This is a genomic window from Kribbella sp. NPDC051952 (genome assembly GCF_040680855.1).
In the GTDB taxonomy this organism is placed as follows: domain Bacteria; phylum Actinomycetota; class Actinomycetes; order Propionibacteriales; family Kribbellaceae; genus Kribbella.
Map to the genome: position 1 here is coordinate 41,489 of NZ_JBFAXQ010000009.1, position 12,096 is coordinate 53,584.

Below are 12,096 nucleotides of genomic sequence, written 5' to 3' on the forward strand. Positions count from 1 at the left end.
GCCTGTCGTGTCATCGCTCGGCGTCCGATCGGCTCGTGATCAGGACCTCGGTCATCGTGTCGTGTGCCGGACGGACCAGCACCCGCCAGGTCATCCCGTCGCCACCCTGCAGTCGTGGCGAGAGATCCGGCACGAACTGACCTTCGCGGGACTGCCACCCCAGAACGACAGGCTGATCGGCACCGATCGGTGGATCCGTTTCGCGTGCACCGGAGCCTGCGAGGACGGCCACGTTCGCGGTGACGACATGAAAGCCGCCCAGGGGCAGCCGGAACGCCTGGACCACCACGGTTTCCCCGTTGTACTGGTCGAGATAGGGAGAGTCGACGTACTCGATCGATGCCCTCGGTCCGACCGGGCGGGGGTCACCCTTCTTGTGCCGACCGCCCTTCTTCCCGTCGACGCCTTGACCGCGCGACGACCCGTAGTCGGATGCTCCTCCGAGTCCGTCGACCCCGACCACCAACGACGCGAAGTGGCTGCTGGCCGCGCCCAGTGCCAACGCGGCAGAACCTCCACGAGAGGATCCTCCTAGCTCGAGCAAACCGTCCAAGGCCTCCTGAATGCGTTTGAACGTCATCCGGACGAAGGTGTTCTCCGGGGATTGCAGGGACTGGGGGTTCCAACCGTCGTGGGTCGGCGGCTCGGCCCGCGCGTACACCTCGTCCATAGCCTGATCTGCACGGAAGACACCTGCATACGCGAGGAGTTCGCTTGGCGGCTTCGGTCCGCGGTGATAGGTCACGACCAGCTCGGCCGGTCGCATCAGGCACACATGGTGCACCAGCGTGTCCACGCCGGCGGTCAGCCCGGCGTCGGTAGGCGTAAGAGCGGGGGCGACCGCCTTGACCAGCCCCAACCGGCCCAGCAGCTTCTTCGGGCTACGGCATTCGAGATCTCGGCCGCCTTCTCCCTGCAACCTTCTGTAGGCGGCCACGAAGAGATCGAGGGGCCGCATCGTTTCCGGATCCGGTACGGGTACGTCGTCACCGTTGCAGCGGACCGCGAATCGCATCGCCGAGCGGCTGTTCGATCGCGCAAGCATCTTCGGCCACAGGTGCCAGGCAACAGTCTCAGCCAGATACTCCGCGGCTTGTTGCGAATCGCGGTCGTCGAGAATCGGGTCGACGACCACAACGTCGGTTCCGGTCTCGTCGTCCTCAAAAGGTTCCAGCCCGAGCTTCCGCGCGGCCTCCACCGCGTCGTCGTCGACCAACGGCTCGGCGATGCCGTCGCTCACGTCGCCCCACCAGTGGCGGCCGGTGTACCTCCGGTCGGCCGTTCCGTCCTTGCCCACGTAGCTCTTCCAGAGGGCGCAGCCGATCAACCGGGTCTGCAGGCGTCCGCTGCCGTCGTCGCATCGGGTATGCAGCAGTACGGTGCCGGCCGTCGACAGCAAGTAGAAGATCCCTTTGCCGAAACCGTAGGTGCCGCCTCCGAGTTGCTTGTCTCTCGGCTCCCCGATGTTCCGGACGAACGAGATGAAGTCGTGGTTGTCGCTGTGGAGCGCATCCGCGCGCGTCGGTCCACCGAGACCGCTGGTCCCTCGGTCGGAGACTGTGAGCGTGCGGATATCGGATTTCCGCAGGATTCGACGCAATGGCAGATGTCCGTCGAGGGGCGCGCTGCGCAGGAGCAGGTCGCGCCACGAGGACAGATGGGCGGCGCTCACGCTTCCGATCGACAGGCGGAAGTCGACCCCAGGTACGTCGTTCCGCCGCGCGTCCCACGAGTTCTGGGCGGCCTCTCGAACGAGAATCGTCAGGAGGTCGAGTTCGGGTCTTCCGAGCTGGTTCCTGATGCCTTCGGCTGCGCTTGCACCCTCGGGAGGGAACGTCTGTGACAACCACTCCGTCGACATCACGCCCCCTCGCGCAACAGGGCAACGACGAACTCGTCCGCGGTCTCGGGTTTCAGCGGAACGGGCGGCTCGGCCGAGAGGTCGATCGTGTAGGCGACATCGGTGACATTGATCGGCAGACCGGCCGCCGACACTTCGCTCGCCACAAGTCGGGGGAATCCTTCGTCGACCGCGTAGCGGCGTTCCTCGATCACGGCGAACCGCGTGTTCTCGTACTGAGCCTCGTCGACGAACCGGTAGCCCGCCGCGGACAATGACGAACGGATGGCGCTCTCGTCCTCACAAGCGTCGAGAACCGACTTCGCCACATCGTTGAGACTTCGTCCGCCTGATGCGCCGGCCTCGAGACGGATCCAGTACAGGTGCAGTCCGCCAGCTGGGGCGTCGAGTTGATCGAGCCCGTGGATCCTGACCCGACGGCCGTCGGTCGCCAACGACGACTTGATCTCGACCGCGTACTGCGCGGAGGCAAAATCGTGTCGATGTCCGAGCGGACCCTTCCACAATCGATGCGCGCCCGGATCCCGTTCGAGCAGGCGCTCCAGGACGAGCAGTTCGCCGAACAGGCCGGCCTGTTGCTCGATGCCGAGCACGTTGCTCTTCGTCTGGAAGAGAGCACGCCACCTGTCGAGCTGCCGGTAGAGCGCTTTCAGCGCGTCTCCGGGTTGAGCCTCGATGCTCGCCAGCACGTCCGCACAGAGGCCGGTGAAGACGTCGTTCAGATCCGGACGCGCGCAGCACAAGTCGGCAAACGTTCGGCGTCCTGCCTCGTCTTCGAGTGGCGCCTTCTTCAGCAGCAGTGCCGGCCCGTCGAGTCCGCCACGGACCTTCCGGTGCGGCTCGATCGGTACCAAAAGGTGCCGATGTCCGACGCGGTCGACCGCCGCGACGACCGGTCCGACGGTGGTCGCGACCGGCAGATCCGCGACACGAAGCCCGGAGACGGCCGGACCGTGACGGTCGAGCGCCTCCCAGTGCTGTTGAACGATCTCGCGCAGAGCGACCGTCACGCCGACTCCTCGGACACCACCGCGGAAAAGTCTTCTTCCTCGATGTCGATCCTGGAAAGATCGGCGGAGATGTAGTTCCACTCGATCGGGCTGTCGACGTCCGGTTGCGGGAAGACCAGGCCGACTCCGATGACATCGGTATCGGCGTCCAATGCCCGGCGTTGCGTCCGCCCCGGCGCCGGTGTTGAAACCTTGTCGATGGGATAGAGGACGATCAGACCGGTGTTCGGCAGTTCGTCGAGTCGCTTTTCCTTGATCTCGGACTCTGTGAGCTTGCCGTTCTCGCCGGACAGATCGACCGCCGCGTCCCGACGGCTCATGAGCGTCTTGATGTCCGCCACGGTGTCCTCGTCCACCTCGTCCTCCGATCCGAGTCGTGCACGAACGATTCGGCCGACCTGGACATCGGGAGCGAAGTCGAAGTTTCCAAGTGCGGAGTCGACCGGATTGCCGACGAGTGCGACGTTCCACGTCGTGAGCGATCCAGCCTCTTTCTTCCGGCGCTCTATGTAGCGGATGAGCAGATCCGAGTCGCACTCCTGCGACTTCTCGTGGAACTGGTAGGCCCGCAGGAAGTCGATGACGTGCTCGCTCGGCACGTCGCGAAAAATATGTCGGCCCTGCTTGGCGTCCGGCTCGTGCCTACCCGATGCCTTCGCGCGGGCCACCAGAGTCGTCGCCGCAGTCTGGTTGGTCCCTAGCCAGGTCTCGTCGCGCCGGAAGTATCTGGTCTGGATGCGTTGCCCGCCGTACGCCGACATCGCCCGCACCGCGTCCTTCATCTTCGCGGCCGCGGTGACCCGCAACGCCGGATGGGTTCGCACGCGTACCGCGAACGTCAACGGATCCTTGTCCTCAGTCATGTACAGATCGATGTCGCGGCGCATCTCCGTCTCGACGGTCGACAGGTGTCGGAACCAGTCCTGCAGTTCGTCAGTCATCCAGATCCGCGGCAGGTCGGCGTACCCGTCGCGGTACCCGAACCAACGGCCCATCTGCAGGAGAGTGTCGTACGCCGACACCGCTCGGACGAAGTAGCTGACGGACAGGCCTTCGAGGGTCAGACCTCGCGAGAGCGTGTTGCCTCCGACAGCGATCGCCACGACCGGCCCGGACTCGTAGTCCAGCCGGTCCTCGCTGCTCGAGTTGTCCATGATGATCTTGCAGTCGTCGATCACACCCGGAAGCTCGACGAGCAGCTCGTCGAACGTGATGGTGCGCTCGCCGAACGCGGCCGCCGAAACCTTCGAACTCTCGGCGTCCCACAACTTCCGGAGCCGACTCTGGGCGTCGGCCGAGTGCAAGTCGGCTCGCAGGCCGTGTCGCAGGTCTTCGAGCGGCTTCCGAAAGCGATTGTGGACGACTGTGTTGACACTGGTGTGGATCAGCATTGTGCTGTGCTTCACCCCGGTGCCGCGGACCCGTCGAGCCGCGGTACTCAGCCAGAAGTACTCGACGGCCGTCCGCAGCGTCGGAGTCAGTTCAGGCTGGAACGTCTCGACGTCGACGCGTCGCAGCGGACGCACGAGTTCGATGTCCGACTCAGGGACCGTACGAATCATGTTGTAGCCGTCGTCGACGTCTTCCGGATCCTCTCCGTCGAGCGCGTAGCGACCGAACACGACCTCCGTCCCGAAATGACCGAACGGTTTAGGCAGGTTGACGACGAAGTCGCGAGGATAGAAGTCGCCGTCCGCGCTCGGGTCGATCAAGAGGTTCGCGAAGGGCGATGCCGTGTAGCCCACGTACGCCGACTTCGGCAGAACCTCGAGCACCTCACGGATCAATGGGTTGATCGTCTTGGTGGCCACAGTCGCCTGATCTGCCTCGTCGTCGATCACCAGCGCCGGGCAGTCGCCCAGGTACTGCGATGCCGACTGCAGCCAGTCGGCGAACTTCCGCAGGACGGTCGCGTTCTTCTTGACGACACACAGGATGTGCGTGCGGTTGCTCTTGCCGAAGAAGGACGCCGCGTTCGCGGTCGGAACGAAGTCTCTGTCCAGGTCCGTCAGCTGGGCCCAACGAGTCGGGTTCGGCTCGATGAGCTGCTGCACCAGACGCGCCTGCGTCTGCCGACGCAGACCGTTGTGGATGCCCGCGAGCACGATGAAGAGCTTGTAACCGCGATCAGCAGCCTTTGCCATGACCGCGGTGAAGTTGGTCGTCTTCCCGGACTGGACATAGCCGACAACGAGACCGCGGGTCGAGAACGCGCGCTCCTTCGGATGGCTCAGGAGCGACACGATCTTCGTCGACGCGGCATCGAGCGAATCGATCGCCGGGTCCTGGTCCCATCCCGACGCGAGGAGCCGCTCGACGAGCGCAGGCCAACACTTGTCCCCCGACCTGGGACCGGTGTACCAGGTGTATCGATTACCCGCGTAGACGACGTGCGGCTCGTCCATCTCGCGGATCTCGATGACCCGCTGCTCGTGACGGTCCCTGATCCGTTGGATCACGTCGTCCTGCAGGCCGAGAATCTCGAGAGACTTGACCGCCTCCTCGGGTGTACCGGTCTCCAGCAAGTTCTGGAACACCTCGTACTTGGCATCGATCTCGTCACTCATAGGTTCCCCTGCTCGCTACACTCGTCGCTCGCCTGCATCACATACACACGCCCGCTGTCCACGTCTCCAGTACGTCCACGCGCAGGCCCCTGCGCCTATATCGGACTAGACAACCGAACGTTACGTACAGTCACCCGAACCGGCCGCCATGGTCAAGGCTCCGACGACGCGCGACGTGGCTGCGTCCGAGTCTTCGTGTTCCCAGATCCTGATGACGATCCACCCGATCGCGCTGAGCCGCGCGTCCGTTTCACGGTCGCGTTCAACGTTCTTCCGGAGCTTCTCGGCCCACCACGCGCCGTTGTTGCGTGGGCTGGTCCCGTGTTCAGGGCAACCGTGCCAGAAACAGCCGTCGACGAACACCACTACCCGCTTCGCAGTAAAAGTGAGGTCTGCTCGACGCCGGGGCATCCCGGGTAACGGATGATTCACCCGATAGCGGTATCCGAGACGGTGCAACCGCCGTCGCAACTCGATCTCGGGCTTGGTATCACGCCTCGCCTGACGAGACATCCTCGACGACGTCTGCGACGACGTCGTCAGTACCGGACGCGAACCGGCGTGGGCCTGCGCACTCGGCGCGGTCGACCGTGAGACTGCGCGATCCATATCCATGACAACGCCAACTTCTCACGATGCGCCGACGTTGTCTTCCGAACCGCCGCAACACCACAACCGTCGAGGTCGAGGGCGTACGGTGTAGCCGGCGTTGCGAGGACTTCGACCGGTTCGGCACGCCCTATACTTTCGCACCATGACGCGGGATCAGAACGGTCTGCCGTCGAAGCTGCACATGGTGGATCTGTTCGCGGGACCCGGTGGACTCGACGTTGCTGCGAGGTGGCTCGGCGTCACGGTCGAGGGGATCGAGTGGGACGACGGCGCGTGCGAAACGCGGCGCGCCGCAGGTCTCTCGACCATCCAGGGAGACGTGCGCGACTACAAACCGAAGCAGTTCTCCGACGCCAAGATCTTGGCCGGTGGGCCGCCGTGCCAGACATATACGGTTGCCGGCAACGGCACCGGTCGGCGCGCGCTGAGTCTCGTTGTCACGGCAGCAAGAAGCATGGCTTCGGGCGATGATTTCGAGAAGGTCCTGACCACCGTCGATGAGCGCACCAGGCTCGTTCTCGAGCCGCTCCGCTGGGTGCTGGAAGCGTATCGGTCGGGCGACGCGTTCGATGCCGTGGTCCTGGAGCAGGTTCCAGCTGTACTGCCGGTCTGGAAGACGGTCCGAGAAGTTCTGATCAACATCGGCTACAACTGCGAATGCGGGGTCCTGCGGACCGAGCAGTTCGGAGTTCCGCAAACTCGACGTCGGGCGATTCTGATCGCGCGACGAAAGGCGCACGCTGCACTTCCGACACCGACACACCGCCCGTTCCGGCAAGATGTTGCGCGGACCGACGGCGATCCCACCTTGCTTCCGTGGCGCACGATGGATGAGACCCTCCACCGATCGGGTCCATTCACGGTGATCTCCAACTACGGCACGGGCGGCGATCCGAAGAAACGTGGGCGGCGGCGGTCCGACCAGCCGTCCGCGACGGTGACAGGGAAAATCTCCCGGAACAGAGTCGAGATGCAGAACGGCAGCACAGACCGCTTCACGTCCCCGGAGGCCGGAGCACTGCAGACCTTTCCTCGCGACTACCCGTGGTCCGGCCGCGACAGGGCTCAGCAGATCGGGAACGCCATCCCGCCCCGACTGGCCGTCCATGTGCTGGCCGCGGCACTCGGTCTCAGGATCGATGCTGAATCACTCGACGCCGCGACGACGCGGAGCTGGTTCGACACCGAGGACGAGTCGCCTCTCGTGCGCTCAACACCACAAGACAAGGCGGCAGAAACACTGTTCGACGAGTCCAGCTGACCCATCCGGGTATGGATTTGCACGGAAGCGCCCCGTCCGACACGGATGACTTGGACTTACTCCCGTCGTTCAAGTCGTTGATCAGGAGATACCGAGCCTGTCGGATTACCGGGTGAGGTCGGCGGTGAATTGGTAGGCGTCGCCTCTGTAGTGGTTGGTGCCGGATAGGAGGGGGGTGGTGTCTTGGCCGAAGGCTATTTCGGTGGCTACCAGGATGGCGCCGTTGGGCGCGAGGTTCAGGAGGGCGGCCAGGGGGGCGTCGGCGTTTTGGGCTTGGACTGTGTAGCGGGAGTAGGAGAACTCCAGGTCGTGGGCTGAGAAGAGTTCGTAGAGGGAGGCGTCGGTCAAGTCGGCGGACGGGAGCCAGGGGGCTACCGCCAGCGGGATGACCAGGTCCTCGACGGTGACCGGGCGGCCGTCCATGCCGCGGAGGCGGCGGATTGCGACCACGGGGGCGGTGGGGGCGACGTGGAGGCGGTGGGCTTCGTCGAGGGTGGCGGGGCGTTCGCGGTGGTCGAGGATTTCGGAGCTCGGGTGGAAGCCGAGTTCGTGGGCCATCTCGGTGAAGGACTGCAGCCGGCTCGGCGGCTCACGTAGTACTAGATCGCGGACGTACCAGCCGCGTTGGGGTGACGGAGCGATGAGGCCGTCGTCGGAGGCGGCTTGGAAGCCGGCCCGGACGGTCATCCGGCTGTGGCCGGTCTCGAGGGCGAACTGCCGCTCGCTCGGGAGTCGGCTGCCGCTCGGGAAGCGGCCGCTGATGATCCCCTCGCGGATCCGTTTCTTGATCCGCTCGACCGCGGAATCTTCGGCTGTCACACCCAGATTATACCAGTTCTGGACCATCAGAAGCGTGACTAACACAAACTGGTTGGGTCTGGTCTAACTGGTTTTAACGTCGTAAGGTGGCGGAAAGCCCAGGACGAAGGAGTCGACGATGGTCAGCAGGCGGACGGTGTTGAAGTCGGGAGCAGCGCTCGGCCTGTTCACAGTGGCGGGCTGCGCGCCGCAGGGCACCAAAGCCAGCAGCGCCCCGACCACGCCCGCCAAGTCGATCGATGTCGCGGGCGCCGGCGCGGTCACGCTGTCGATGCTCGACTGGTGGTCCGGTGACGCCGCTCAGTGGGTCGCCAACGCGGTCAAGGCGTACAAGCAGAAGTACCCGAATGTAACGATCAAGCGCACGTCCGTCGACTGGGGTCAGCTGACCCAGACCGCCAACCTGCGCTTGAAGGAGAAGACCCCGCCGGACATCATCACGGTCAACAACGGCTGGCAGTCCCTGGGCACGTTGTCGAAGGCCGGCCTCGTCCTCAACCTGGACGGCTACTCGAAGGCGTTCGGTTGGGACAAGTTCCCGAGCACGATCATGCGCCAGACTCAGTTCAGCCCCGACGGCAGCGAGATGGGCTCGGGATCGTTGTTCGCCACTCCCGTCGCCAGTTCATCGCTGATCGGCCTCTACTACAACAAGACCGTCCTGGACAAAATCGGCGCCGATGTCCCGAAAGACCTTCAATCGTTCGAGGACGCTTGCACGAAGGCCAAGACCGCCGGCGTCATTCCGATCGGTTATGGCTCCCAGGACAAAGGTTCGTCCACCGCGATTCTCCTGGCCCTGCAGGACCTGTTCGGCGACCAGAAGAAGATCAACGACTTCGTGTACTCGACGGGCTCCGTCAAGGCGGACGAGATCGGGATGAAGGAGGCCGCGGACCGCCTCAAGTCGTACTCGGACAAGGGCTGGCTCACGCCGAACCATGCCGGCATCCAGTACGCCGATGCCAGCGACAACTTCCTCAAGGGCAAGTCCGCGTTCCGGTTCGAGTACACGGGAACCCTTGCGTTCAAGGGATCCCAGAAGCAGGACTACGGCTACGTGCAGCTCCCCCAGGTCGAAGGCGGGAAGGTCGTCGGCACCGGCGCCTCCACGGCCGTTGCCCTCGGCTCCAAATGCAAGAACCCGGAGGTCGCGGCCTCGTTCCTCGACTTCCTCGCGGGCCCCGAGACTGCGCAGTACGTCGTACAGAATGGGCTGCTCCCCCTCCTCAACGAGGTGAAGGCGCCGGCGGACAATCCCGAGTTCGGTACGGAGATCGCCGGCCAGCGGGCGCTCGACCAGGACAACGGCTACGTCCCGTACTTCGACTGGTCCACACCCTCGATGCTGGACACGCTCGGCGGCCAGGTGCAGTCGCTACTCGCCGGCCGGAGCACGCCTGACGAGGTGATCAAGGCCGTCCAGGCCGACTACGACAAGTTCCAGGCCGGACGATGACCGCTGAAACCCTGGCGGTACGCGCGAAGCCGAGAACGCGGGCCGTCTCGCGACAAGCCAAGAAGCGCCGCTGGATTGGATTACTCTTCCTCTCCCCCGCCCTTCTGTTGTACGCCGCAATCGTCCTGGTACCGCTGATCCAAACGGTCAACTACTCCTTCTACAAATGGGATGGAGTCAGCCAGCCGACCTGGATAGGGATCCAGAACTACCTGGAATTCGGACGCGACCCGAGGATGTACGCCGCGTTCGTCCACGTGCTCGTACTCATCGTCATGTTCGGCCTGATCCCGCTGGGTCTCGGCCTGATCAGCGCAGCATTGCTCAGCCGGGCGAAGATCCGCGGTGAGGGCATCTACCGCTGGTTCCTCTTTCTCCCGCAGGTGTTGACGAGTGTTGTCGTCGCCATCATCTGGAAGCGCATCTACGCCCCCGACGGCCCGTTGAACGGCGCATTGCGTCTGATCGGCCTGGACAGTCTGACCCGCAACTGGCTCGGTGATTTCACCTGGGCGCTGCCTTCACTCGGCATGATCGGGGTCTGGGGCGGATTCGGATTCACCATGGTGCTGTTCCTGGCCGGCATTCTCGCGATCCCGGACGAGCTCTACGAGGCCGCGCGGTTGGACGGATCGAGCAGGTGGCAGGAGTTCCGGCTGATCACTCTGCCCAGTCTGCGTGGACAGATGGCGATTGCCCTGACGTTGACAATCACCGGTGCGCTCCGGACCTTCGACATGGTCTACATCACGACCCAGGGCGGTCCCGGAACATCCACGACTACACCGGCGCTTCTCCTTTATCAGTTGGCTTTCGTCAATCCGGATGTCGGTAAGGCTTCGGCGACTGGCGTCGTACTGGCCGTTCTCTGTCTCGGTATCGCGGTCGCGATCACGCGGATCATGGAGAACAAAGATCGATGATCTCCAGGACCGAGCGCGTCACCAACTACGTGATCGTCATCGCGCTGACGATCGGAGTGCTGTTCCCTGTCGCGTGGTTCGTACTTACTTCCCTGAGCCCGAACAGCTCGGGCGCGCTGGACCTCTCCAGGATCTCGTGGGGCAACTTCAGCGCAGCCTGGCACGACGGGAACCTCGCGCATTCCATGTACGCATCCCTCGTCATCACCGTGAGCGCGGTGATCGGCCAGACGATTCTCGCGATCCTTTCCGGCTATGCGTTCGGCATACTCGGCGTGGTTGGCGAGCGGTTCCTCTTCCCGGTGATCCTGCTCGGGATGATGGTCTCCACCGAGGTGATCGTCATTCCGCTGTACTACGAGTTCGAGCGCATCGGACTCACCAATTCCTGGCTGGGACTGGTGATCATCCAATTGGGGATGGGCGTTCCGTTCGGGACGTATTGGATGCGGGCGACGTTCAGAGCACTCCCCCGCTCGGTGATGGACTCCGCCGCGGTCGACGGAGCGGGTGTGTGGAACGTCCTGTGGCGGATCCTCGTCCCGATGGCCCGTCCCGCGATCCTCACCCTGGTCCTGCTGTCGTTCATGTGGACCTGGAACGACTTCTTCCTGTCCCTGATCTTCTTGGGCGATCCCACCAAGCAGACCGCGACCGTTGCCTTGGGCGCCTTTCAGGGCCGGCACGTGCTGCAGGTCAACCTGATGGCGGCCGGTTCGCTGATCGTCTCGTTGCCGGTCGTTGCCTTGTACCTGTTCTTCCAGCGTGAGTTCATCAGCGGCGTCATGGCCGGCGCGGTCAAGGAGTGACGTGACGACCCCCATCACCGTAGTGCCTTCCGCTGCCGAGATCGGCGAGATCGTGGCGGAGCAGATCCTCGACCAGCTCGCCGTCACCGATCGGTACGTCGTCGGCTTCCCGGCCGGTCGTAGTGCGACTCCCGTGGCAGAAGCCCTGCAGCGGCTGGCACCTCAGTGCGGCGTCCGCTTGGACGGCTTGCGGGTCGTGATGATGGATGAGTACGTCGTCGGGCAGCCCGGCCAATGGCAACTGTTGCCCGCACACACGCCCCACAGCTGCGTCGGTTGGGCGCAGAGGAACCTGATAGGGCCCCTCGGTCTACATTCGGATTGTCTACTCGCCCCCAATCCCAACGACCCTGGTGCCTTCGAGCGGGACATCCTCGCGTTGGGTGGCATCGATCTCTTCCTGCTGGCCAGTGGTCAGGGCGATGGCCACGTGGCCCTCAACGGACCCGGGACGCCGCGCGACGCACCCACCCGGGTCGTCGAGCTGCCTGACTCAACACGTCGGGACAACCTCTCCACCTTCGCGAATCTGCAGTCGATCGCCGACGTTCCGACGTACGGCGTCACCATCGGTACGGCGGAACTGGCCGGCCTCTCGCACTCCGCGGTCATGCTGCTGTGGGGACCGAACAAGGCGTACGCGTTCGATCGCATCCGGCGTACCGACAGCTATGACCCGAACTGGCCGGCGACCATCGTCCACGCCTGCCGCAATGCCCGCATCTACGCGGACGAAGCAGCCGCTCTGAATTCAGAACGAGAAGGAGTCTCATAA

The 12,096-nt window shown here is 64.2% G+C and carries 10 protein-coding genes; 5 read left to right on the forward strand and 5 right to left on the reverse strand.

What is annotated here, in order from left to right; translation table 11 throughout:
• Positions 1 to 10: 10 nt before the first annotated feature.
• The 4 genes from AB0L70_RS18485 to AB0L70_RS18500 all read right to left on the reverse strand — a co-directional run bounded on the left by AB0L70_RS18485 (position 11) and on the right by AB0L70_RS18500 (position 6,053).
• Positions 11 to 1,861 carry a hypothetical protein gene (locus tag AB0L70_RS18485; RefSeq protein WP_363685474.1) on the reverse strand — a complete coding sequence of 617 codons (1,851 nt, stop codon included), beginning with the start codon at positions 1,859 to 1,861 and terminating at the stop codon, positions 11 to 13.
• The gene (locus tag AB0L70_RS18490; RefSeq protein ID WP_363685476.1) at positions 1,861 to 2,871 is read right to left on the reverse strand and encodes a PD-(D/E)XK motif protein; all 1,011 of its coding nucleotides are present in this window, start codon (positions 2,869 to 2,871) and stop codon (positions 1,861 to 1,863) included. Before AB0L70_RS18490 ends, AB0L70_RS18485 begins: the two co-directional genes overlap by 1 nt.
• Positions 2,868 to 5,438 carry a Z1 domain-containing protein gene (locus tag AB0L70_RS18495; RefSeq protein WP_363685478.1) on the reverse strand — a complete coding sequence of 857 codons (2,571 nt, stop codon included), beginning with the start codon at positions 5,436 to 5,438 and terminating at the stop codon, positions 2,868 to 2,870. Before AB0L70_RS18495 ends, AB0L70_RS18490 begins: the two co-directional genes overlap by 4 nt.
• 120 nt (positions 5,439 to 5,558) lie before the next feature.
• The gene (locus AB0L70_RS18500; protein ID WP_363685481.1) at positions 5,559 to 6,053 is read right to left on the reverse strand and encodes a very short patch repair endonuclease; all 495 of its coding nucleotides are present in this window, start codon (positions 6,051 to 6,053) and stop codon (positions 5,559 to 5,561) included.
• Between the two features lie 94 nt (positions 6,054 to 6,147).
• On the opposite strand from AB0L70_RS18500, the gene AB0L70_RS18505 reads away from it, so the two are divergent.
• Entirely contained in the window at positions 6,148 to 7,311 is a 1,164-nt protein-coding gene (locus AB0L70_RS18505; RefSeq protein ID WP_363685483.1) for a DNA cytosine methyltransferase, read from the forward strand.
• Between the two features lie 105 nt (positions 7,312 to 7,416).
• On the opposite strand, the gene AB0L70_RS18510 is transcribed toward AB0L70_RS18505, so the two are convergent.
• Entirely contained in the window at positions 7,417 to 8,130 is a 714-nt protein-coding gene (locus AB0L70_RS18510; RefSeq protein ID WP_363685485.1) for a GntR family transcriptional regulator, read from the reverse strand.
• 118 nt (positions 8,131 to 8,248) lie between these two features.
• Between AB0L70_RS18510 and AB0L70_RS18515 the strand changes: the two genes are divergently transcribed.
• From AB0L70_RS18515 to AB0L70_RS18530, 4 genes are read left to right on the forward strand one after another with little or no spacing between them, the layout of a single operon-like run.
• The gene (locus tag AB0L70_RS18515; protein WP_363685487.1) at positions 8,249 to 9,589 is read left to right on the forward strand and encodes an extracellular solute-binding protein; all 1,341 of its coding nucleotides are present in this window, start codon (positions 8,249 to 8,251) and stop codon (positions 9,587 to 9,589) included.
• Positions 9,586 to 10,512 (forward strand): sugar ABC transporter permease, encoded by a 927-nt coding sequence (locus AB0L70_RS18520; protein ID WP_363685489.1) that lies wholly within the window; start codon positions 9,586 to 9,588, stop codon positions 10,510 to 10,512. The genes AB0L70_RS18515 and AB0L70_RS18520 overlap by 4 nt, the downstream gene beginning before the upstream one ends.
• Complete coding sequence (locus AB0L70_RS18525) at positions 10,509 to 11,321, forward strand: carbohydrate ABC transporter permease (protein WP_363685491.1); 813 nt, start codon at positions 10,509 to 10,511, stop codon at positions 11,319 to 11,321. Before AB0L70_RS18520 ends, AB0L70_RS18525 begins: the two co-directional genes overlap by 4 nt.
• Before the next feature lies 1 nt (position 11,322).
• Positions 11,323 to 12,096 carry a hypothetical protein gene (locus AB0L70_RS18530; RefSeq protein WP_363685493.1) on the forward strand — a complete coding sequence of 258 codons (774 nt, stop codon included), beginning with the start codon at positions 11,323 to 11,325 and terminating at the stop codon, positions 12,094 to 12,096.